This is a genomic window from Saccharibacillus sp. O23 (assembly GCF_002205895.1).
Taxonomy (GTDB): Bacteria; Bacillota; Bacilli; order Paenibacillales; family Paenibacillaceae; genus Saccharibacillus.
In genome coordinates this window covers 12,122-35,056 of the sequence record NZ_NJDE01000017.1, presented here as the reverse complement: position 1 = coordinate 35,056, position 22,935 = coordinate 12,122, and the positions used below count along the sequence as shown (strand labels likewise).

The 22,935-nt window shown below is 58.4% G+C and carries 16 protein-coding genes; 13 read left to right on the top strand and 3 right to left on the bottom strand.

The window, feature by feature from the left end:
* Window positions 1-8 precede the first annotated feature (8 nt).
* The 11 genes from CDO73_RS19190 (at window position 9) to CDO73_RS19140 (ending at window position 16,355) form a co-directional block, all read left to right on the top strand.
* Window positions 9-1,427 carry an extracellular solute-binding protein gene (locus CDO73_RS19190; RefSeq protein WP_373446989.1) on the top strand — a complete coding sequence of 473 codons (1,419 nt, stop codon included), beginning with the start codon at window positions 9-11 and terminating at the stop codon, window positions 1,425-1,427.
* A 106-nt stretch (window positions 1,428-1,533) separates the two neighbouring features.
* Window positions 1,534-4,428 (top strand): extracellular solute-binding protein, encoded by a 2,895-nt coding sequence (locus tag CDO73_RS19185; protein WP_088490141.1) that lies wholly within the window; start codon window positions 1,534-1,536, stop codon window positions 4,426-4,428.
* A gap of 17 nt (window positions 4,429-4,445) precedes the next feature.
* A complete protein-coding gene (locus CDO73_RS19180; protein ID WP_088490140.1) occupies window positions 4,446-5,402 on the top strand; it encodes a carbohydrate ABC transporter permease in 957 nt (318 codons plus the stop codon).
* Window positions 5,403-5,434: 32 nt separating this feature from the next.
* Window positions 5,435-6,280 carry a carbohydrate ABC transporter permease gene (locus CDO73_RS19175; protein WP_256972772.1) on the top strand — a complete coding sequence of 282 codons (846 nt, stop codon included), beginning with the start codon at window positions 5,435-5,437 and terminating at the stop codon, window positions 6,278-6,280.
* A 13-nt stretch (window positions 6,281-6,293) separates the two neighbouring features.
* A complete protein-coding gene (locus CDO73_RS19170) occupies window positions 6,294-7,757 on the top strand; it encodes an SMP-30/gluconolactonase/LRE family protein (RefSeq protein WP_143536155.1) in 1,464 nt (487 codons plus the stop codon).
* The gene (locus CDO73_RS19165) at window positions 7,741-8,376 is read left to right on the top strand and encodes a Yip1 family protein (RefSeq protein WP_088490139.1); all 636 of its coding nucleotides are present in this window, start codon (window positions 7,741-7,743) and stop codon (window positions 8,374-8,376) included. The genes CDO73_RS19170 and CDO73_RS19165 overlap by 17 nt, the downstream gene beginning before the upstream one ends.
* Window positions 8,377-8,392: 16 nt before the next feature.
* The gene (locus CDO73_RS19160; protein ID WP_088490138.1) at window positions 8,393-10,939 is read left to right on the top strand and encodes a DUF5696 domain-containing protein; all 2,547 of its coding nucleotides are present in this window, start codon (window positions 8,393-8,395) and stop codon (window positions 10,937-10,939) included.
* Window positions 10,936-11,847, top strand: coding sequence for a carbohydrate ABC transporter permease (locus CDO73_RS19155; protein ID WP_373446991.1), 912 nt, complete (start codon window positions 10,936-10,938; stop codon window positions 11,845-11,847). The genes CDO73_RS19160 and CDO73_RS19155 overlap by 4 nt, the downstream gene beginning before the upstream one ends.
* A gap of 15 nt (window positions 11,848-11,862) precedes the next feature.
* The gene (locus tag CDO73_RS19150) at window positions 11,863-12,807 is read left to right on the top strand and encodes a carbohydrate ABC transporter permease (RefSeq protein WP_088490136.1); all 945 of its coding nucleotides are present in this window, start codon (window positions 11,863-11,865) and stop codon (window positions 12,805-12,807) included.
* A 134-nt stretch (window positions 12,808-12,941) separates the two neighbouring features.
* On the top strand, window positions 12,942-14,636 hold the full coding sequence (locus CDO73_RS19145) for an RICIN domain-containing protein (RefSeq protein ID WP_088490135.1): 1,695 nt from the start codon (window positions 12,942-12,944) through the stop codon (window positions 14,634-14,636).
* 162 nt (window positions 14,637-14,798) lie between these two features.
* Window positions 14,799-16,355 (top strand): glycoside hydrolase family 43 protein, encoded by a 1,557-nt coding sequence (locus CDO73_RS19140; RefSeq protein WP_088490134.1) that lies wholly within the window; start codon window positions 14,799-14,801, stop codon window positions 16,353-16,355.
* A 105-nt stretch (window positions 16,356-16,460) separates the two neighbouring features.
* On the opposite strand, the gene CDO73_RS19135 is transcribed toward CDO73_RS19140, so the two are convergent.
* On the bottom strand, window positions 16,461-18,428 hold the full coding sequence (locus tag CDO73_RS19135; RefSeq protein WP_179218756.1) for a copper amine oxidase N-terminal domain-containing protein: 1,968 nt from the start codon (window positions 18,426-18,428) through the stop codon (window positions 16,461-16,463).
* A 288-nt stretch (window positions 18,429-18,716) separates the two neighbouring features.
* On the opposite strand from CDO73_RS19135, the gene CDO73_RS26830 reads away from it, so the two are divergent.
* Together CDO73_RS26830 and CDO73_RS26825 are read left to right on the top strand one after the other, a co-directional pair.
* Entirely contained in the window at window positions 18,717-19,625 is a 909-nt protein-coding gene (locus CDO73_RS26830; RefSeq protein WP_179218755.1) for a hypothetical protein, read from the top strand.
* Between the two features lie 177 nt (window positions 19,626-19,802).
* Window positions 19,803-19,943: a hypothetical protein gene (locus CDO73_RS26825; RefSeq protein ID WP_179218754.1), complete on the top strand. Its 141-nt coding sequence runs from the start codon at window positions 19,803-19,805 to the stop codon at window positions 19,941-19,943.
* Between the two features lie 136 nt (window positions 19,944-20,079).
* On the opposite strand, the gene CDO73_RS19125 is transcribed toward CDO73_RS26825, so the two are convergent.
* The gene (locus CDO73_RS19125; RefSeq protein ID WP_088490131.1) at window positions 20,080-21,633 is read right to left on the bottom strand and encodes a methyl-accepting chemotaxis protein; all 1,554 of its coding nucleotides are present in this window, start codon (window positions 21,631-21,633) and stop codon (window positions 20,080-20,082) included.
* A gap of 147 nt (window positions 21,634-21,780) precedes the next feature.
* Window positions 21,781-22,908 (bottom strand): DNA alkylation repair protein, encoded by a 1,128-nt coding sequence (locus CDO73_RS19120; protein ID WP_088490130.1) that lies wholly within the window; start codon window positions 22,906-22,908, stop codon window positions 21,781-21,783.
* Between the last annotated feature and the right edge of the window lie 27 nt (window positions 22,909-22,935).

Here is a 22,935-nt window from a genome sequence, read left to right as displayed (position 1 = left end):
GGAAGACGATGAACAGAACCATGAAGAACAGAAAAGCATTCGGATTGTTGAGCTTGATCCTGATGTTCGCGCTGCTGGTCAGCGCGTGCAGCTCGGGAGGAGGCGCGCCGGCGCAGCCGGAAGCTTCCGCAAAGACCGAAGCGTCCGCGCCGGCGGACGAGAAAACGACAGACGAAAGCGAAGCGGCCGAAGCGGAACCGGCAGCCGAGCCGGCCAATGCCAATTCGACGCCGGAGATGGATTTCGACATGGGCGGACGCACGATCAAAGTCGTCGCTTGGTGGGACATGCAGATCGAAGACAACAACCCGGACAATATTCAGCGCATCGAAAATCTGGAAGCATTGAAGAAAAAGCACAACTTCGATATCGAATATATCTCGATCGATTTCGGCGAATATCAGGAAAAAGTCGTCGCGTCCCTGATGGCCGGCGAACCGCTAGGCGACATCGTGCGCTTGGGCAAAGACTACGCGATTCCGGCGCTGACCAAGCAGGACCTGCTCTGGCCGATCGACGAGTACACGAAAAACGACAAAGTGTTCAATCAGAAAACGACCAACGAATACATGCAGTACGAAGGCCGCGGTTACGGGTTCACGGAAGACCAGTCGTCGTTCATCAGCGGCATCTTCTATAACCGCACGCTGATGCAGGAATTGGGCCTGAAGCCGCTTCAAGAATACGTCGACGAAGACGATTGGAACTGGGATACTTTCGTCAAAGTCGCCAAAGAAGCGAACAAAGACCGCAACAACGACGGCAAGCTGGATACTTGGGGACTGGCGCAGACCAGCCTGATCGAACCGATCCTGTATTCGAACGAAGCGTCGCTGACCCAAGAAGACAAGCAGAATCTCGAAGATCCGAAGACCAAAGCCGCGCTGAACTTCGCTTCCAAGCTGGCGACGGACAAAGTCGGCCGTCCGACCGAAGGCGGCGATTGGACCGAACCTTCGACCTTCTTCCGTCAAGGCAACACCTTGATGTATTCGGGCGCGATGTACGAGATCGAAGGCATCAAGACGGATATGCCGGATTACGATATCGGCTTCGTGCCGTTCCCGAAAGGTCCGGACGCGACCGCTTACCATTCCGGCGAATCGCGTTATCAAGCGCTGACGATCCCGAAAGCGGTCGAGAATCCCGAACAGCTCATGTACATTTGGGAAAAGATCAACGAGATCGACTCCATTTACGATTATCCGGAACAATCGACGCTGGAAACGCATCTGTCGGACGAAGCGGATATCGAGAACGCGAGAGAAGTCGCCAAAGGCATGCTCGTGCTTGACCATAACACGTTCCCGTCGCTGCCTTATTGGGACTTCGTGGGCGAGTTGAACGACGGCGTATCCGTCTCGACCGTCATCGAGAAATACAAAGCGACGTTCCAATCGGCGATCGACGAAGTGTACAAAAAATGACCTTGACGCGCGCCGGCAGCGGACGGAAAATGCGAACTTTCGCGTTTGCCCCGAAGCCGGCGCGGTCTTGACGGGAACGTAAGCCGGAAGGAGGACGGAGAACGACATGCGGGGACGAAAGAAAAAAGGGCTGATCCTGCTGCTTGTGCTGGCGCTGGCCGTTTCGCTCTGGAGCCTGTATCCCGAAAAGGAGCGCAGCCGGGGCATCGCGCAGGCGCAAGAAGATTTCGAATCGGCGGCGGACGCGGAAGATGCCGGGAGCTACGGCCATTACCTGGCCGCTTACGCGGGCGCTTCGTTGCCCGAACGCACGGTTCGCGTGGAAGGCGAAGACTTCGCGCGGTCGGAGAACGGCGAATTCGAGATCGTCGAAGGGTATGCCGGGCTGGACGGCCGGGCGGTCCTGACGCCGGAGACGGGCAAGATCGGCTGGGACGTCGAAGTGCCGGAGAGCGGCTTGTACGGACTGCGCATTCATTACTACCCGGTGGAAGGCAAAAGTTCCGCGATCGAACGGCAGCTGACGGTGAACGAGCAGGTGCCTTTCCGCGGAGCCGACCTGCTGGTGTTCGACCGGGTATGGGGCAACCGCGACGAGAACGTGCGGCGGGACGATCGCGGCAACGATCTGCGGCCGCGTCAGGCCGAGCAGCCGGTCTGGCAGCTGGCTCCGCTGCGCGACAGCGCGGGCTATTACGAAGAACCGTATCGTTTCTACTTCGAACGCGGCAAGCAGCGTCTGGCGCTTGGCGCCCTGCGCGAGAGCATGGCGATCGATTATATCGAACTGTATCAAGAAGAACAGGTGCCTACATATGCCGATCTGGCCGCTTCGTACGAAGCGCAGGGTCTGAAAGCGGCCGAAGCGGACATGCTCAAGATTCAAGGCGAAGCGGCGGCCGCGAAGTCTTCGCCGACGCTGTATCCCGGTTCGGACCGCTCCAGTCCTTCGCTCGAGCCTTACGACGTATCCAAACTGAGAGTGAACATGATCGGCGGGCTCAACTGGAAGCTGCCCGGCGAATGGATCGAATGGGAAGTGGACGTGCCGGAAGACGGCCTCTATAAGCTGGCGCTCAAGGTCAAGCAGGACCAGCTGCGCGGCGTCTACGCGACCCGAAGCTTGACGTTGGACGGCAAGCATCCGTTCGAAGAAGCCAAACGCATCCGGTTCTATTACAGTCCGGATTGGCAGATGCAGACGCTGGGCGGAGAGCAGCCTTATCTGCTTCACCTGAGCAAAGGCAAACATCGCCTGCGTTTGACCGTGACGCTCGGCGATATCGCGCCGCTGCTGCGCACGATGGAATCGAGCGTGCTCGATCTGAACGAGCTGTACCGCAAGATTCTGATGATTACCTCCAATACGCCGGATCCGATGCGCGATTACCAACTGGAGAAGCGCATTCCCGAGATGGTCGACACGTTCCGGCAGCAGGCGGATACCGTGGAATCGGTCGCCGATTATTTGCAGCAGGCGACCGGCGAGCAGAGCGACAAAGTCGCGGTGCTGCGGGCGATGGTCGTTCAGCTTCGCGATATGGCCGCAAGACCGGAGACCGTGCCGAAACGGCTGGATACGTTCAAAGTGAACGTCGGGGGTCTCGGGACTTGGATCTTGTCGGTACGCGAACAGCCGATCTCGCTCGATTACCTGCTGTTGACCGCGCCGGACGCGAAGCTGCCCGAAGCCGAAGCTGCGACGTTCGAGCGCGCGAAGCACGAATGGGGCGCGTATGTCGCTTCTTATACCGAAGATTACGACAGCATCGGCAACGTGGAAGAACAGAAAGAAGCGATCACCGTCTGGATCACGACGGGCCGGGATCAGGCGCAGGTGCTCAAAAGCTTGATCGACGATTCGTTCACGCCGGATACCGGCATTTCCGTTCGGCTTCGGCTGGTGCCGCCGAACATCCTGCTGCCGGCCACGTTGGCGGGCGAAGGGCCGGACGTCGCCATGCAGATGGGCGAAGACATCCCGGTCAACTACGCGATGCGCGGCGCGGCGGCGGACTTAAGCCGGTTCCCCGACTTCGAAGAAGTGGCCGGACGGTTCCGCGAAAGCGGCTTGACGCCTTACCGTTACGACGGCGGCGTATACGGGCTGCCGGAACAGCAGCATTTCCCGATGCTGTTCTACCGCAAAGACATTCTCGACGATCTCGGCTTGAAAGTGCCGGAGACGTGGGACGACGTGTATGACGCGATCTCGGTCCTGCAAAAACACAATATGGAATTCTACCTGCCGATCGAAGATACGCTCAATAACGCGAATCTCGTGCCCAATTCCACGTTCGCCATGCTGCTGTACCAGCATGACGGCGAATTCTACCGCGACGGCGGCAAGAAAAGCGATCTGGATTCCGAAGTGTCGATGGAAGCGTTCAAACGCTGGACGCAGTTCTACACCAATTACAAATTCCCGCTCAAAGCCGATTTCCCGAACCGGTTCCGGACCGGGGAGATGCCGATCGGCATCGCGGATTACACGACGTACAACATGTTGACCGTCATGGCGCCGGAAATCCGCAACCTGTGGGAGTTCAAAGCGGTTCCGGGCACGCGAGGCGAAGACGGCGCGATCCGGCGCGAAGTCGCCAGCGCGACCAGCGCGGTCATGATGTTGGAAAAAGCCGAGAACAAAGACGCGTCTTGGCAGTTCATGAAGTGGTGGACCGACAAGCAGACGCAGATCGAATACGGCCGCGAGATGGAAGGGCTGATGGGCGCGGCGGCGCGTTATCCGACCGCTAATATCGAAGCGCTGCGCGAACTGCCGTGGCCGGTCAACGATTACCGCAATCTGGAAGAGCAGTGGAAATGGGTCGAAGGCATTCCGCAGGTTCCGGGCGGCTACTTCACGGGCCGGCATCTGGATAACGCGTTCCGCCGCGTGGTCAACGCCAGTCAGAACCCGCGGGAAGCGTTGGCGGATTATGTGCTGTACATCAACGAGGAGATCGAACTGAAACGCAAAGAGTTCGAGCTGGAACCTTGACGAAAGGAGTAAGGAACGTGCAGGCAGACACGACTAAACCTTCGGCCGTATCCGCCGCCGCAGAGCGGCGGGAAAGCCGCTGGTCCGTTCTGGCGAAGGAACTGCACCGGAGCCGTCATCTCTATGTGCTGATGGCCCCGTTCATGCTGATCTTCTTCCTGTTTACGGTCATCCCGGTCGGCATCTCGCTGGCGCTGAGCTTTTTCCATTTCAACATGCTGGAGATGCCTCGCTTCGTAGGTTGGCAGAACTATTCCCGGCTGTTTTTGAACGACGACGTCTTTCTGATCGCGCTCAAGAATACGCTGCTGTTCGCCGTGATTACGGGACCGGTCAGTTATATCGCTTGTTTCTTGTTCGCTTGGATCATCAACGAATTGTCTCCCAAAGTCCGGGCCGTGATGACGCTGGTGTTCTATGCGCCTTCGATCTCGGGCAACGTGTTCTTTATCTGGCTGATCATCTTCTCGGGCGACAGCTACGGCTACATGAACGGATTCCTGATGCGCCTCGGCGTGACGCTCGAACCGATCCAATGGCTGTCGAACGAGAAATACGTGCTGGCGATCGTCATCATCGTGCAGTTGTGGCTGAGCTTGGGAACCAGTTTCCTCGCTTTCATCGCCGGCCTGCAAACGATCGACCGTTCGCTGGTCGAAGCTTCCGCCGTGGACGGCATCAAGAACCGTTGGCAGGAACTCTGGTACATTACCCTGCCTTCCATGCGTCCGCAGCTGATGTTCGGCGCGGTCATGCAGATCACGTCCGCGTTCGCCGTCGCCGATATCTCGATCGCGTTGGCCGGATTCCCGAGCGTCAATTACGCCGCGCATACCGTCGTCACGCATTTGATGGATTACGGCACGATCCGCTTCGAGATGGGCTACGCTTCCGCGATCGCCACGGTACTGTTCGGGCTCATGCTCGGCACGAACATGCTGACGCAAAAAATGCTCAGAAAGATAGGTGAATGACGATGACCCATAAGATACGGGCGGCCTTCGGCATGTCCAGAAAGCTCAATCGGTCATTTACCGTCAGCTTTATGCTGTTTGCGCTGCTGGCCCTGTTCGGATCGTTTATGGTGCTGCCTCTGGTCTATGCGGTGAACAACGCGTTCAAGCCGCTGGACGAGCTGTTCATTTTCCCGCCGCGGTTCTGGGTCAACAATCCGACGACCGAGAACTTCGCCGATCTGATCAATTTGATGGGCAATTCGTGGGTGCCGTTGTCCCGTTATATCGCCAATACGCTGCTGATCACGCTGCTCGGCACGGCGGGGCATATCCTGCTGGCGTCGGCGGCGGCGTATCCGCTGGCGAAATACCGGTTCCCCGGCTCGAAAATCCTGTTCACGATCGTGGTGCTGTCGCTGATGTTCTCGCCGCACGTTACGGCGATCCCGAACTATATGGTCATGTCGGGATTGGGCTGGATCAACACGCACGCTTCGATCATCGTGCCGTCGCTCGCTTTTTCGCTCGGACTCTTCCTCATGAAGCAGTTCATGGAGCAGATTCCCGACGCGCTGCTGGAAGCGGCCAAGATCGACGGAGCGAACGAATACCGCATCTTCTGGTCGATCGTGATGCCTAACGTCAAACCGGCTTGGCTTACGCTGATGATCCTTCAGTTTCCGGCGTTATGGGGAACGGACGGCGGCAGTTTCATCTACAGCGAGAATCTCAAGACGCTGCATTACGCGCTGGGCCAGATCACGCAGGGAGGGATCGCCCGGGCCGGAGTCGGCGCGGCGGTCGCGCTGCTGCTGATGATCGTGCCGATCACTTTGTTCGTCATCTCCCAGAGCAGCGTCATGCAGACGATGGCGACATCCGGGATGAAAGAATAGAGGAGGCGGCATCATGTCAACGAAAACGCGAAAAACATGCCGGGCTCTGCTGCTGGCGCTGAGCGGGCTGATGCTGCTGGGATCGGCGGCGGAGCCTGCGTGGGCCGGAGAAAGGCAAGACGGTTACAACTATTCGGCTTGGGGCAAAGCGGTGCCCGCGCCGGCCGCTTACGAAGCTTCTTCGCTCGTGAACGGCGGCGAAGCGGGAGGCGCGGCTTTCAAAGAACCGAGCGACCTGCAAGCGGCGCAGGGCGGAAAAGTCTACGTGCTCGATTCGGGCAATAACCGAATCGTCGTGCTCGACGCGGATTTCAAGCCGATCCGAACGATCGAAGGATTCGAGCGCGAAGGACAGAAGGAAACGTTCGACAATCCGCAGGGCTTCTACGTATCGGAGAGCGGAGAGATCTTCGTGGCCGATACCGGACATGCGCGGGTCGTGCATCTCGACGAAGACGGGAAGTTGGTCAAGATCGTGGAGAAGCCGAAGTCGGAACTGCTCGCGGCGGACTTCGCGTTCAAACCGCTCAAAGTCGTCGCCGACCGCAGCGGCCGCGTCTACGTCATGGCGGAAGGCGTATTCGACGGCTTTATGGAATTCGGTTCCGACGGGGTGTTCACGTCGTTTATCGGAGCCAACCGGGTCGAAGTCGATCCGGCGGAATACCTCTGGAAACGTCTGGCGACGCGCGAACAGCGCAGCCGGATGGTCATGTTCACGCCGACCGAATTCACGGGCTTCGATATCGACGGCGAAGGATTCATCTACGCCGCGAGCGCCAGCCGCAACGGGCAGCCGATCAAGAAGCTGAACGCGCAGGGCGCGGACATTCTGCGCCGCGGCGGATATTACCGGCCGCAGGGCGACCTGCTGTACGACAACGCCAAAGGTCCGTCCCGACTGATCGATATCGACGTCGGCGACAGCGATATGTATTCGGTGCTCGACGCCAAGACGGGACGGGTGTTCACCTATAACGGAGACGGCTATCTGCTCTACGTCTTCGGGGAGCTGGGCAACCGGATCGGCCAATTCGATACGCCGATCGCGATCGAACGGGTCGGCGACCGCATGCTCGTGCTCGACCGGGCGCTCGGCGAGATTACCGTGTTCGGAGAAACGGAATACGGGCGCACGCTGAACGAAGCCACGCGCAGCTATTACGCCGGCGACGAAGAACGCGCGGCCGAGCTGTTCGAACGGACGGCGTCGCTGAACGCCAATCTGGACTACGCGTATGCCGGCATCGGCAAAGCACTGCTGCGGCAGGACGATTACAAGCAGTCGGCGGAATATTTCAAACGCAGCATGGATCGGGAAGGGTATTCCAAAGCGTTCCTGCTGCATCGCAAAGAACTGATGCGCGAATATTTCTCGTGGATCATGTCGGGGCTGGTACTGGCCGCGATCGCATTCGTCGTCACGCGCGCGGTCCGGAGAAGAAAGGGGAGAGCGGTGTATGCTCGCATCAAGTAGACAGGCGGCGCGTCATCCGCTGCATGTGATTTTTCATCCGTTCGAAGGGTTCTGGGAACTGAAATACGAGCAGAGTCCGCGCAAGGCGCGCAATACGGCATTGGTCATTCTGGCGCTGCTCGCGATCACGACCGTACTCAAAGCGCAGTACAGCGGATTTCTCGTCAATATGAACAATCCGACCGAGCTGAACAGTCTGATGGAGATCGTCTACGTCTTGGTGCCGGTGATGTTCTGGTGCACGGCGAACTGGTCGCTGACGACGCTGATGGACGGCGAAGGCAAATTTTCCGAGATTTTCGCTTCGACCTGCTTCGCTCTCGTTCCGCTCGTGCTGATCCAGTTTCCGTGGATCTGGCTCAGCCAAGGCATCGCGCTCGAAGAATTGTCGTTTTATCGCTTTTTTAACGCGCTGGCCGCGGCTTGGAGCTTATATCTGCTGTTTGTCGGCAATATGACGGTTCACCAATTCACGCCGGGCAAAACGATCCTGACGATGTTCCTAACCGTGGTGGCGATGGGGTTCATGGCGTTCTTGTGCTTGTTGTTCTTCAGTTTGATTCAGCAGATCACGTCTTTTGTCTACACCATTTATCAGGAACTTGCGCTCCGCGGTTGAAGAGGGGGAACGAACGATGAGAGCAAAAGGGTTCAAATGGACGGCCGTGCTGCTTGCCTCCGCTTTGCTGCTGAGCGGATGCGGACAAACGTCGCCGAACGCCGCCGGTTCCGCGGACATTTCCGAATGGCCGGAATTTCCGGCCGGAGAACGCCTGAAGTCGGCTTTCGCGGACGAACGGCTGCCGGGGATGATCGGCGTGGCGGAGAACGAATCGCTGCGGCTGTATCTGAACGAAAAAACGGCGGAAGTCGCCGTCGTGACCCGGGACGGCGACGCCGTCTGGCGCAGCAATCCCGAAGACCGGGAAACGGACGCGCTCGCTTCGGGCGTCAACAAAGACATGCTGTCCGCTCAGACGCGCTTGAGTTTCTATAACGCGGCCGGACAGAGCAGTTCGGTCAATTCGTATACGGATAGCGTCGCGCACGAACAGATCAGCTACGAGCAGCAGCCTTCGGGCGTTCGGGTGAATTATCGATTCGGCAGCGAAGAAGCGTCGATCGACGACCTTCCGGCGAAAATATCCAAAGAACGATTCGAAACGAAAGTGCTGGCTCCGCTCGACAAAGCGGGTCAGCGCGCGCTCAAGATCGGGTACGCGGAAGACAAAGAAACGGGCGCGTACGTCCGGATCGACAAAGCGATGCGCGGGATTCAGTTGACGCGCGCGCTCGAAGCGTTCGCCGCGGCCGGTTATACCGAAGAAGATCTGCAAGCCGACAACGCCGAACACGGACTCGAAACGGCATCGGGCGCGTCCCGCCAGTTCCGGCTCGCGATCGAATACAGTCTGGAAGGCGATACGCTGCTCGTGCGCGTTCCCGCCGCCGATATCCGCTTCCCGGCCGAGTATCCGATCCATACGCTGTCCCTGCTCGATTATTTCGGAGCGGGCGGTTCGAAAGAACAAGGCGCGATGCTGGTTCCCGACGGATCGGGCGCGCTGATCGCGTTCAACAACGGCAAGACCCGTTATCCGGCGTATCAGCAGGACGTCTACGGCGCCGATCTGACGATCCGGTCGGAAGAGCCGGAATCGCGCGAACAGAAAGCCCGCATGCCGGTATTCGGCGTGATTCGCGAAGAAAGCGCGATGCTCGGAATCATCGAGCAGGGAGCGGCCGTCGCTTCGATCAACGCGGACGTCGCCGGAAAATTGAACGGTTACAACTCCGTCTATCCGAGCTTCTACGTCGTGAACAAAAGCGACATCACGCTGCAATCCCGGGATATGGTACGCACGCTGCCCAAATTCCAGAAACGGCCGACGGCTTCGGACTTCGCGGTGCGCTACGCGTTCGCGGGACCGGACAAAGCGTCTTATTCCGGCCTTGCGTCGATATACCGCGATTATCTGGGGGAGACGGGCGGTCTGCCCGAAACCGCGCAGTCCGAGAGCGTTCCGCTGTATCTGCAATTGATCGGCGGCATCACGACCCAGAAGCACCGGCTCGGCATTCCGTACGAAGCCGAAGAAGCGTTGACGACTTTCGATCAGGCCCGGCAGATCGTGTCGGAGCTTCAAAGCAAGCAGGTCGAGGATATCCGGCTGCGTTATTCCGGCTGGTTCAACGGCGGCCTGAATCATCGTTATCCGGACGAGATCTCGGTCGATCGGTCCGTCGGCGGCCCCAAAGGATTGAAAGCGTTCGCGGAATACGCGCAAGAAGCCGGCGTTACGCTGTTCCCGGATACGGCGCTGCTCGACGTGCACGACAAATCCGGATTCAAGCCTTCCCGCGACGCGTCGCGCACGTTGACGCAGGAACCGGCGGTTCTGTACCCGACCGACCCGGCGCTGCAAAAACGCGACTCGGAACGCACGCCTTCTTACGTGCTGTCGCCTCGTTTGATGTTCGGCGCGGCGGAAGGACTGCTCGATTCGTTCGAACGTTACGGCGCTTCGGGCTTGTCGCTGCGGGATCTGGCCGAGCAGCTGAACAGCGATATGAGCCCCGAAAAGCTGCTCGATCGCACCGAGGCGCAGACCGAAGCCGTTCGCACGCTGGAATTGTTCAAGCAGGGCGGATTGGCATTGGCAGCCGAAGGCGGCAACGCTTATGCATGGCCGTACGTGTCCGATCTGACGGATGCCCCGATGTCCAGCAGCCGGTTCAAACTGGAAGACGAAGAAATCCCGTTCTATCCGATGGTGGTCCACGGTTCGATCGGTTACGCGGGCGCGCCTTACAACCTGTCCGCGGAAAGCGATCCGAAGCGCTACGTGCTCAAATTGATCGAATACGGAGCCGCTCCTTATTTTACTTGGTTCTACGCGCCTAACCATGCCGTCACGGAGACGGATCATGAAGAGCTGTACGCCGCGCATTACGAGCCGTGGCTCGAGACGGCCGCCGAGATGTACCGCGAAGTGAACGAAGCGAACGCGGCTTTCGCCGGCAAGCGCATCGCCGAACACGAGAAAGTGGCGGAAGGCGTATACCGGACCGTTTACGAAGGCGGAGGGTACGTGCTGGTGAACTATAACGACCAACCTGCGGAAATCGACGGCGTGACCGTGGCGCCGGAAGATTACGCGATCGGAGGCGATCCGTCCTGAAAGCGATCTTAGGCAAACGTTCGGGCAAAGTCAGATCTTACAACGACCGCAAAGCGCTGTGGGGCATGCTGTACATTCTGCCGTGGCTGATCGGATTTCTGCTGTTCTTCTTCGTTCCGCTGCTGGCTTCGCTGCGCTACAGCCTGAGCACGATTCAAGCGGACGCGCAGGGCATCGCCGTGCAGTTCACGGGACTGGCCAATTACATTCAGGCGCTGACCGTCGATACCAGCTTCAACCGCGCGTTGGTCGAAGCGGTGACGGAAGTGCTGATCAACGTCCCGTTGATCGTCATCTTCAGCCTGTTTCTGGCCGTCCTGCTCAATCAGAAATTTCCCGGCCGGGCGATCGCGCGCTCGATCTTCTTCCTGCCGGTCATTCTCGCTTCGGGCGTTATCATGTCGCTGGAGAGCACGAGCTTGATCGACGCGGTCAATCAGAACGCCGGCTCGGGAGGAGGCAGCGTGCTCGGCACGTTCGAATTGGAGAACCTGATGTTGGAATCGGGCATGAGCGAATGGATGGTCTCGTACTTGAGCGGCGCGGTCGACCGGATCTATCAGATCGTCAGCCAATCCGGCGTGCAGATCTTGATCTTCCTCGCCGGCATTCAGACCATCTCGCCGCAGCTCTACGAAGCGTCGCGGATGGAAGGGGCTACCGGGTACGAAGCGTTCTGGAAAATCACGTTCCCGATGGTCAGCCCGCTGATCTTCGTCAACGCGATCTATACGATCGTCGATTCGTTCGCGGGCAACGCGATGACGACGCTGATCCGCGAGACGGGCTTCGTCAAGTTCGATTTCGGACTGAGTTCGGCGATGGCTTGGGTGTATTTCGCGGCGATCGCGGTCATTCTGGCGCTGGTATACGGCATATTCGCGAAAAAAGTCTTCTATCAAGATTAGAAAGGAGCGTCCGGCATGTTTGTTCTCCGTTTGTTCTCGCTCGAACGCATCAAAAGATGGCTGTGGGCGATCGTGCGGTTCGTGCTGATCGCGGGTTTGTCGTTCGTGATCTTGTTCCCGATTTTCCAGAAGATCTCGACCGCCTTCAAGCATAAAAGCGATCTGTATTCCGCCGTGGTCGTCTGGATTCCGCAGCATGTCTCGCTCGACAACTTCAAAGAAGCGATGCGGGTCATGGATTATTGGCCGACGCTGCTGAACACGTTCGCGCTGTCGGCCTCCACGACGATCTTCACGACGCTGTCGTGCGCGCTGGCCGGATACGGCTTCGCCCGCTTGAAATTCAAAGGCAGCAATCTGCTGTTCGCGGGCGTGATTCTGACCATTCTGGTTCCGCCGACCACCATTCTGGTGCCGGTCTACCTCAATCTCAAGAACTTCGATCTGTTCGGACTCATGACGCTGCTCACCGGCAAACCGGTCAATCTGCTGAACACGTATTGGCCGTTCATTCTGACGTCGCTGACGGCCAACTCGCTCAAAGCGGGCTTGTACATTTTCATCTTCCGTCAATTTTTCCGGGGGATTCCCAAAGAAATCGAAGAAGCGGCTTACGTGGACGGTTCCGGCATCTTCGGCACGTTCGCCAGAATCATGCTGCCGAACGCCGTTCCGTCGCTCGTGACCGTGCTGCTGTTCTCGTTCGTGTGGCAGTGGAACGACAGTTTCTACACGACGACCTACCTGACTTCGAGTCAGGTCATGTCGACGCAGCTCTCTTCCCTGCCGTATAACCTGGCCCAGCAGGTCGGCGACGGCGCGTCCAAAGCCGATCCGTTCTATCTCAGCATGATTCAAGACACGGGAATCCTGCTCGCCATTTTGCCGCTGATCGTGATCTATCTGTTCGTTCAGCGCTATTTCGTCGAAAGCGTCGAGCGGACAGGAATCGTCGGATAAGGCGGATTCGTACGCGAACGCGAGAGAGGAGGAAGCATCCCCATGTTCCAGCTGCGCCGAACGCCACGAAAACGCGCGCCGACCCGCTAAAAAGGTCTCCGGCCGTTTTCGACAAAAAAGGAGGGATCGGGAAGATGAAAAAAGTTCGACGTTATTGGATACTGCTTCTGTTATTGGCGATGATCGTAACGCTTGTCCCGCCGGGAACCAACCGCGCGGAAGCGTGGAACGGCGTGCCCGCGGGCAAGCTGCACGTCAGCGGCAACCAACTCGTGAACAGCGGCGGTCAGCCCGTGCTGCTCAGCGGATGGCATCAGCCGTCCGGCGCTTACTGGACGTATCAGAACAGCGATTATTATCTGACGCGCAACGGCAACGATCGCCACAAAGCGACGCTGGCTTATCTGAAAGACATCACGGACACGTTTACCGATACCAATCCCAGATACGGCAGCGGACACGGCTGGAACATGAATCAGGTGCGCCTGTTCATCGACCGTCAGGACATGGGGGACGTCGCGGCGGGCACGTATAACTTCGCCGGCGTGCAGTCCGTGACGCAGAACGTCATCATTCCTTATATCCAATATGCCAAAACCAAAGGCGTCTACGTGACGCTGGGACTGGACTTTACGCTCAAAGACGATCAGGCCACGACGGCGTCCAATCTCCAGAAGTTCAACGAGATCTGGGGTTATCTGGCTTCGCGTCCGGAGATCAAAAGCGCGGACAACGTGCATTTCGAGCTGATCAACGAGCCGGTCAAATCGTTCGCCAACGGCCATTGGGGCGGTTATAACGGGGAAAACGACTTCGTCGACCATTGGAACGACCTGCGGACTTTCCAGAATTCGATGATCTCGACCATTCGCAGCAAAGGCGCGGACAACGTGATCTGGGCGGCGGGGCTCGGCTATAACCAATTCTACAGCCTGACCGCCAGCCATCCGCTGACCGATCCGCTCAACAATTACGGTTATGCCGTCCACTGGTATCCGGGATACGGCGCGCACGACAATGCGGCGATTCTCAAAGACCAATGGACGACCAATATCAAAGCTGCCGCCGACGCGTATCCGATCAATATCACGGAAGTGACTTGGTTCAAGAAAAAAGCCGGCGACTCCGAATATTGGAGCCTGTTCGACGGCAGCAACGAAGGGTTCGGCCGCAATACCAAAGCCATCTTCAGCGAAGCGGGCAACGTGAGCATCGCCGCGCACATGAACGGCTTCATTCTGGCGGAAGGCGCAAGAAGTTCGTTCGCCGATCCGACGGCCGGATTGAAATGGGACGGCGACGGCACCCGCAGCGCGATGGGCCGCTTCCTGTTCCATTGGTACTTCGAACGGGCGCAGACGCAGCCGGGCACCAACGTGTCGAACGGTCTGACCGCGGGCGCGACTTACAAGATCGTCTCCCGCGTCTCCGGCAAAGTCATCGACATCCCGGGCGGGCAGAACGCGGACAATCTTCAACTGCAGCAGTGGACCGATTTGGGCGGCAATCCGCAGAAATGGGGACTGACGAGCATCGGTACCGGCTTGTACAAGCTGACCAGCGTCAATTCGCCGGGCAAAGTGCTTGAAGTTCGCGGGGGAAGCAAGAGCAGCGGCGAAGCGATCCAGCTCATGAGCGATCTGAATACGACGGCGCAGCATTTCCGCGTGTACGATATGGGCGACGGTTATTGGAGCATCGTCAACGTCAACAGCGGCAAAGCTGTCGAAGTCGCGGGCGCTTCGACAGCCGACGGAGCCAAGCTTCAGCAGGGCGATTATACCGGCGCTCCCGCCCAGCAGTGGAAATTCGTCAAAGTCGGCGGTTGATCGGCGAAACGAATCGATCCGGCGGAATGCCGCAAAGCGCGTTGTTCTCTTTTTCTCGGCGAAGAAGAGGACAACGCGCTTTTTTTCGTTTATGATAAAGGTGTATAAGGTAATTGCGAATCATTAATTAAAATATTATGAATTGTTCAAGGAGGAATCACCATGCAAGCAAACCCGATCATCTGGGCCGATTATCCGGACCTCGACGTGATTCGGGTAGGGGACACCTACTACATGGTCAGCACGACGATGCATATGATGCCGGGCTGCGTCATTCTGCGCTCGTACGATCTGATGAACTGGGAAACGGCCGCTTACGTCTACGAGACGCTCGACGGCACGCCCGCCCAGCGGCTTCAAGAAGAGAAGCAGATCTACAGCCAAGGCATGTGGGCCGCTTCGCTGCGGTATCATGAAGGCCGATTCTATGTCGTGTTCGTCGCCAACGATACGCGCCGCACGTACTTGTATACGGCGGATACGATCGAAGGTCCGTGGGAGAAACGTTATATCGAAGGCTTTTATCACGACTGTTCGCTGCTCTTCGACGATGACGGCCGGGCGTACCTGACTTACGGCAATACGGAGATCTGGCTGACGGAATTGAAACCCGATTTGTCCGGACCGCGGCCGGGCGGCCTGCATCGGATCATCGTTCGGGAGAAAGAGCCGGCTCATCTGGGCTACGAAGGCGCGCATCTCTATAAGATCGGCGGCAGATATTATGTGTTTCTGATCCATATTTCCGAATCGGCGGGACGAAGAACGCAGGCCTGCTATTGGGCGGATTCTTTGGAAGGAACGTTCGAAGGCGGAGAAGTGTTCGACGACGATATGGGCTATTTCAATTCCGGGGTCGCGCAAGGGGGCATCGTCGATACGCCGGACGGCGATTGGCACGCGATGCTGTTCCAAGACCACGGCGCGGTCGGGCGGATTCCGGTGCTGGTGCCGCTGACGTTCCAAGAAGGGCGGCCCGTGTTCGCGACGAAAGCGCCGGTCAGCCTCGATCTGCCTTCGACCCGTCCGGAATATGTCTATAAGCCGCTGCTGGGCGACGACGATTTCGTTTACGAAACGGATCGGGAAGGGCGGGTACGGCTGCAGGACTTCTGGCAGTGGAACCATGAGCCGGACGATCGGCACTGGTCGGTGACGGAGAAACCGGGCGCGTACCGGATTCGCACGGCGGACGTCCGGCCCAATCTGACCTTCGCCGTCAATACGCTGACGCAGCGGGCGTTCGGCCCGAGCTGCGAAGCCGAGGTAACGCTCGACGGCGCGGCGCTAAACGACGGCGATTATGCAGGCATCGGGTTCTTGATCGGAACCTACGGCTTGATCGCGCTGACCCGGGAAGACGACCGATATTACCTGAGCGTCACGGTACGGGAACCGGAAGACGATTCGATCTTCGGCAGTCTGGTCGATCGCCGGCCGGGACGGGAGATCGCGCGCGTTGCCGTCGACGGACCGACCGTTCGGCTGCGGACGATCGGCGAATTCGAACAGAACCGCGACGAATGCCGTTTCGCTTACCGGGACGGCGAGAATTGGCGCGAACTGGGCGAACCCCATCGCATGGTCTACAAGCTCGACCATTTCATGGGCTGCCGCCTCGCGTTATTCCTGTATTCGACGCGGCAGGCCGGCGGCGCGGCGGATTTCTCCGCGTTCCGTTATCGCGTCGGCGACAGCCATGAATCGATTAAGAGTTGAAAGGGTAGTAGCTCATAAGAAAAAGCGCGTTTCCTGTTTGGGAAGCGCGCTTTTTTGTATTCTTCTATATCCCTATACCTCTATATCTCTACATCGCTCCGCGTGCTACAAGATCGCGAAGACGATGCCTTTGCTGAAGCCTACGGCCTGCCATTTCATGCCGCCGCGCATATAGATCCAGACTTCGATCGGACCTTGGGGACTGCTCTGATTTTCGATGCTGCTCGGTTCGCCCCACGACAGCAGGACATGCTGCTTGTTCATGCCGGGCGCTACGTAATTGCCGCGAATATAATTCCAGATTTTATCGCTGCCCCCGTAACGGACTTGCGGATCGAACGGGAAGAATTGGTCGGTATCGCTCAAGAGCGAAGCGACGCCGTACGCGTCGGTCGAAGACGCAGCGAATTGACTGCCTGCGGCGTTGGCGAAGACGATCGTATACGAACGGCCCGAAGAGGTCTCCGAGATCTTGATGTCCGCGACCGTGAGTTTGCTGAAACGCACGCCTGCTCCGCTGTACCCGTTAATCCAGTACGATTTGCCCAAATAAGGAGCAAGGCTGCCGAGCTGCTGCTTTTTGCGCAGCAGCGGCGTTTGTTTGGACTCGACTTCGAACGAAGCGGTACCGATCGAGACGATCGCCTGTTGGAACTTGCCGTCCCATGCGACCGACGCGCCGGCGACGGCGGACGACAGGAATCCGGCCGGGAACACCGTCTGTCCGTCCAGCGTTTGCACTTTGCCTTTGAGCTTGACGGTCTTGCCGTTAACGGTCGCGATATCGCTGCCTTTGCGAAGCTTGATCTGCGCGTCGCCGTATCCGATCGTCCAGTCGCTGCCGGAATTGGCGATCGAAGCGCCGAGCGCCGCAAATACCGGACGCAGCGGCAGATAGACGCCGGAATCGATCACGCCCGCTCCGCTCAGCGTGCCTTCCTGTTTGACGAGCAGGGTCGCCTGCGAAACGAGAGCGCCCGAAGTCAGCGTAACGGTCGTGCTGCCGATCCCCGCCGCTTGAAGAGAGCCGTCGGGCCGAACCGATGCGACTTTGGGATCGGAGACCTTCAATTCGCTCGCCGAAGCCGAACGTTTGATTCGCGTTCCGTCCGAATAACGTTCCTCGACCGTCGTCGAGATCTTGTCGCCTTTGGCGGCCGACGAGCGCGACAGCGTCAATTTCGCTTCTTGCAGCCGGGCCGGCGCGAGTTCGCTCCATTTGCCGTCGGCGTAAAGACCGGTCGTCCCGCTGCTCAGACGCACGAACAAGCCGTTCTCCGCCGGGCTGACCGCAGCGGCTCCTTTGACGGCGGAGACCGGTTCCCCTTTGCCGCTTCCGTATTCGAACAGCCACAGACTGCCGTCGGATTTCGCGACGTACAGATCGCTGCGCGCTTCTTCTTTGACCCAAGCCAGCGACACCGCGTTTTGCGTCAGCGTCTCCGGCTGCGAGTCCGTCGCGGAATCCAGCTTGGTGACCGTGCCGTCCGCGCCGAGCGCCATCACGTAGCTGCTGCTGGTTTGAATATCTTTCGTGCCCGGCAGATCGCCGATCTTCGCCGTCTTGTTGCTGGCGTAATCGGAGCGGTAGCGCCAGATCTGCCCGTCGGCGGTAAGCAGCGCGAAGCCGTCCGGGTGCGCGGAGATCTTAACGCCCGCAGGCAGTCCCGCGCCGGCATAGCCGACGACTTCGCCGGATTTCGTCAGCATGACGTTCGACGAGACCTGCGCGATCGGCGGCGCGTCGGTCAGCTTTTCCGGACCTCCGGTCAAGCCGAGGCTGCCCCAACGATAGACGCTTCCGCTTTCGGTCCAAGCATAACGTTCGCCCGTGCGCGAATCTCGCGTCAGTCCGACGAACGGCGACGACTCTTGCGGCGCGCCGATCGTGCGGCCTTCCGCCCGGAGCGAGCCGTCGGTCAGCACGTAGTTTTTGGCGTTCAATCCGCTTGCGATCGCGGCTTCCGCCGTCTGCGCGTAAGCATGCGTTCCCCAGAGCTGCGGAGCCGGCAGAGCCGCTCCCAACAGAATGCCCGCGGTCAGCGCGGTTTTGGCGATCCATTTCCCTTTCATTATTGCCCGATACCCCTGTCTGTGATCAAGTAACGTCCGGCACGAACGGCGGATCTTCTCGGCGAACCGCGAGATTCCTGCCGTGCCGTCGGCGTTCTTCGTTACTTTTTCGACGGAGCAAGCAAGAATTCCTTTTTTAACCATGAACAGCGCCGGAAGTTCTCGAACGAAAAAAGGCGGCGAGTTGAAACGCGAAGGGGGAAGTCTGTACAATGAACAAGAGGCATCGCGAGGATGATTGAAATTCGAATGTGCCCGGAGAACAAGCAAGCGGAAGGAGAAGGTCCGATGAAACCCAAACCTCATTCGCCGGACCCGAAGACCGGTATCGACCAAGAAGAATGGGCCCCGTCTTCGCTGCTGGGAGCGCCGGAACATGCCGGTTCCGTACGCGAAGAAATGCTCGGATACATGCATGAATTGATCGAGATCGCGCGCGATCATGCGGAACAGGAAGAAGATTTTTATGCCGATGCGCTGCTGCAGCGCATCGCGAATTCGTTGTCCGCGGCGGTACTGCTTCGTGAAGGAGGACTGGTCGTCGAAGCGCCCGTGCAGATTCGGGTCGCGTTCGAGCATGCGGCCCGATTGTTTCAGTATCGTTCCGCTCCGGAGACGATCGCCGTCGACGCCGCTCAGGAAGTGATGGGCAGCAATCTCGGGGTCATGAAATACGCGTATGAACAGATTTCGTTCGAGTTGACCGACGTGTACGGATTCCTGAATATTTTCACCCATCCCGACCGGGCTTCTCTCGAGTGGACGAGCCGGGTAGACGCGGATTCGGTAGATCTGACCGATATGCTGGCGCTGTACGGCGTAAGCGGCATTTTCTTGATCTTGTCGCATGCTTACCCCGAGGACGAGCGGCTTGCCGAAGAGCGGATGGAGAAACAGTCCGAGCGGATCTCTTCCCGGATTTTGGGCGTGTTGACCGATTTCGACATGTTGAAAAACACCGCCGATCCTCAGCGCATGTTGGCGGTGTTCCTGAGCGAGAACGGCCGGGTGTTCGGCAAAGACAAATACAACGAACATTTGAAGAAATTTATGCTGTTCGCTTCGGAGAACCCCGAAAATACGATGGAACTCTATCTGAAGCGGGAGTTGGAATTGGAGAAACGCCGCCAGCAGCGCAGCGCGGCCAAACAGAAAGCGTCTCGCAAAAAAAATCGTTCTTCGTCCAAAAAGAAATAAATGGATATCATGGAATCGCTCATGTCTGCCGATATCAATAAAGGCGGCTGTTCTTGAATGTAATCGACGTGACGGGAAACGCTGCCATGCCAAGAAAGACGGCGGTTTCAAATTTAGCCCGGTGGTTAAATAATAAGAGGACACGTCATTACAGAATGGAGCAAGGTGAGAAACAACATGAATAATACCCAAAATATCCCTCAATTCACGGACGTGCTGGAAGAAGTCAACTTTATCCTGTACGGTTCGACAAGCGGCAAGCCGCAGGAACAGCACGATTCCGAACGCGAGAAACAGGCGGAAGTATCCGTTCGATAACGGACGCCTCCGTTTCCTATCCGAATTCAAACGTTATCCGTAAACAAACGGGGCAATCTTCCGATCGGAAGATGCCCCGTTTTTGTATGGCGAAAATTCGATTCGAACCCCGTTCCGACCGGCAGTCCCGCCAGACTCAAGAAACGCGCGTGCCGCTTTCTTTGTCCGACTCCAGCGACAAGTCCATGCCGATGACGCCGACCGGTTGGCCCCGATCGTCGAACACGGCCGCGGACATCGTGAGACAAGGGCGCTTGGTAATCGCGGACACGTACACAGGCGATACATAGACTTCGCCTTGCATCGCCTGCTGCCACCATTCGCGGCTTTTGGCGTTCAATAAGCCGGCCTGCGGTTTGGAGAAAATGAACGAACCGTCCGAACGGTTCGACCAGATCGCTTCGATCGAAGGGGAACGCTCCATATAACCGGACAGCAGCAGCCCGTGCTCGCGTTCGCCGGCCGGGATCGAGGAGGCCTGCCGCGCCGCCGCTTCGAGCACCTGCCGCGTCCGTTCGACGGCTTCGTTATCGATCCCGTCGGATTGGTCCAACCGGAAAGCGGCGACGATATCCGACAGCTCGGCGGAAGCGCCGCGCATTTCGCTGCCGATTCGGGCCAGCCGAGCAATCTGATCCCTCTGCCTGCCGATATGCGAGAACAGTTCTTGCATGGACTGCGTCGTCTGCTCCGAGAGTTCGGCGGCCGAAGAAAGAGCTTGCACGCCGTTCACCATTCGCTCGTGCTGCAAGCCGCTCAACCGGTCCGTCTCGCGAGCCGATTCCAAGACGCCGCCCACGCTGCCTGCCAACTGCTTCATCTCCTGCTGCATGCGGCGCATTTCCGCGGCACCGCGTTCGACGGCGCGGGTACTCGCTTCTTTGGATTCGGTAACGTGGCCGACTCCCGAGACGACCGATTCCAGAGTAGCCGTCGATCGTCCGACCGCTTCTCCGCTTTGCGCGGCAAGTTTGCGGATTTCCTGAGCGACCACGGCGAATCCTCGGCCTTCTTCGCCGGCGCGCGCCGCTTCGATCGACGCGTTCAGCGCAAGCAGGGAAGTCTGTTCGACCACGCCGCGGATAAAAACGTTGATTTCTTCGATATCCGCCATATGCTTCGTCAATTCGTCGATGCGCGCTCCGATCGCGTCATTCTGGTCCAGAATATCGCGCATGGCCCGGTCCGCCGAGAGCAGCGCTTCGGACAGTTCTCCGGCCGCGGAACCAGCTTCGGCGCTTTGCCCGGTCATCGCGGATGCCCGTTCGGCCATCTGCCGGGATGTACGAGCCGCTTCTTCCAGCAGAGCCGAAGCTTCCTGCGTGCGCGCTGCCGCTTCGGTTCCTCGGGCGTTCAGATCGCGTTCGACGCGGCCCGAATGTTCCGTGACCGAAGTGAGATTCTGCACGGAAGCTTGAACTTCCTCGACAACCCCCAACAACCGATCCGAGACGACTTGAGATTCGAACAGAAAATTTTTGAGCTTGCCGGTTTGATCGTCCGCCGTCTGCGCGGAAGAAGCAGGGCGCGAGCTTCGCAAAGCGAGAACGATCAGACCGGCGCAAGCCGCAGCCGCGAGCGCCAGCGAGACGGTCTCCGGTACTCCTCGGGAAGAAACGGACCAGAGCCAAGCCGATGCCGCCAAAGCCAATACGGTACATACAAGATGGGGAAAGCGATTTCGATTCATTCTCAACACGCCCTTCTTGTGAAAAATGAGATATGTAATGTTTTTTCACATTATACGAGAATCAGGGCGAGTTAACAACCAAATTATTGCAAAAAAACTCCGGAAAGAAAGGCGAAAAAAATATTTTATCGCTTTTTTCGATACGGTTCATTCGTGCGATATCGGAACGGCGGCTTGCAGCGTCAGTATATCTTCCGCGTATTCTCTGCCGTTTACGAGCAGAACCACGCGGTGAACGCCGGCATAATGCTTGCGCGTGGTCAGATCGGCAAAACCGTGACGACGGCTTCCCGACAACGTTTCGCCGCCGTTCCAAGTGCGATCGGAAAGTCGGAACAGTTTGCGGGAAGTACGGCCGGACGCTTTGACGAAATCGACGGCGTATTCCAGACGGATTCGCAGCGGTTCGCCCGGGCGGGTTCGCAAGCTGTAACGCAGTTCGACGCTTTCGCCGATCGCGACAAGGTTCGGCGCCGCGGAGAGCGAAGCCTGCTCGATCAGATCCTGTTCGCCTCCCGCGTCGGCGGCATAGCCGAACAGCGCGAGGATCTCGGGATCGGCCGCGCGCAGCAGTCCCCGGCATCCCCGGCGCACGATCCAGTCCGTCAGCGGATCGCTGCCGTACCAGCGGCGAGCCGTTTCGCGGACGCGTTCGGGATTGTCTTTGGCGATATCGTTGAGATTGTTGGCGACGCTTTTGCGAACGTAAAGCGAAGGATCGGCTCGGAGCGTCTCCAGCAGTTCCAAGACCGCCGAAGGGTCCTGCTTGAACATCGGCAGCGCTTGGCCCCACGGCAGGCGGGGACGGCAGCCTTCGCTGGCAAGGCGGCGCACATGCTCGTCGTCTCCGGCGGCCCACAAGCGCATGCGCGCCATCGTCCGTTCGGGATGCCGAAGCAGAAAAGGACGAATCGCGAATTCGGAAGACGATTTGGACGTGAAGCGTTCCAACGCGTCTAGCGAACGTTCGAAATCTTCTTCCCGCTGCCCGTGAACTTCGACGAAATCGGGGAAGAAGAGGTAAGGAAAACCGACGCAGGTCTCGTCGATCCGATAGAGCACGTCGAGCGCTTCGGCAAAAGACTGCGGCAGAGTGCGGCCCAGCGTTTCCGAGATGCGCCGCATGCGTGCTTTCAGTTCAAGCTCTTCCCAACCGCTGCCCATGACGCCGGATACGAACAAGCTTTCATCGAAAGCGGGGAGAACGGTACGGATCTTGGCGGCAAACTGCCGGATAAAATCTTCGGTATACACTAACTTTAACGGTTCGGCCATAAAGGTTCCTCCTTAGAAATGGAACAA

Coding starts and splice junctions, on each gene's coding strand:
- CDO73_RS19190 (WP_373446989.1), top strand. CDS start 9: ATGAACAGAACCATGAAGAACAGAAAAGCATTCGGATTGTTGAGCTTG.
- CDO73_RS19185 (WP_088490141.1), top strand. CDS start 1,534: ATGCGGGGACGAAAGAAAAAAGGGCTGATCCTGCTGCTTGTGCTGGCG.
- CDO73_RS19175 (WP_256972772.1), top strand. CDS start 5,435: ATGTCCAGAAAGCTCAATCGGTCATTTACCGTCAGCTTTATGCTGTTT.
- CDO73_RS19170 (WP_143536155.1), top strand. CDS start 6,294: ATGTCAACGAAAACGCGAAAAACATGCCGGGCTCTGCTGCTGGCGCTG.
- CDO73_RS19165 (WP_088490139.1), top strand. CDS start 7,741: ATGCTCGCATCAAGTAGACAGGCGGCGCGTCATCCGCTGCATGTGATT.
- CDO73_RS19160 (WP_088490138.1), top strand. CDS start 8,393: ATGAGAGCAAAAGGGTTCAAATGGACGGCCGTGCTGCTTGCCTCCGCT.
- CDO73_RS19150 (WP_088490136.1), top strand. CDS start 11,863: ATGTTTGTTCTCCGTTTGTTCTCGCTCGAACGCATCAAAAGATGGCTG.
- CDO73_RS19145 (WP_088490135.1), top strand. CDS start 12,942: ATGAAAAAAGTTCGACGTTATTGGATACTGCTTCTGTTATTGGCGATG.
- CDO73_RS19140 (WP_088490134.1), top strand. CDS start 14,799: ATGCAAGCAAACCCGATCATCTGGGCCGATTATCCGGACCTCGACGTG.
- CDO73_RS19135 (WP_179218756.1), bottom strand. CDS start 18,428: ATGAAAGGGAAATGGATCGCCAAAACCGCGCTGACCGCGGGCATTCTG.
- CDO73_RS26830 (WP_179218755.1), top strand. CDS start 18,717: ATGAAACCCAAACCTCATTCGCCGGACCCGAAGACCGGTATCGACCAA.
- CDO73_RS26825 (WP_179218754.1), top strand. CDS start 19,803: ATGAATAATACCCAAAATATCCCTCAATTCACGGACGTGCTGGAAGAA.
- CDO73_RS19125 (WP_088490131.1), bottom strand. CDS start 21,633: ATGAATCGAAATCGCTTTCCCCATCTTGTATGTACCGTATTGGCTTTG.
- CDO73_RS19120 (WP_088490130.1), bottom strand. CDS start 22,908: ATGGCCGAACCGTTAAAGTTAGTGTATACCGAAGATTTTATCCGGCAG.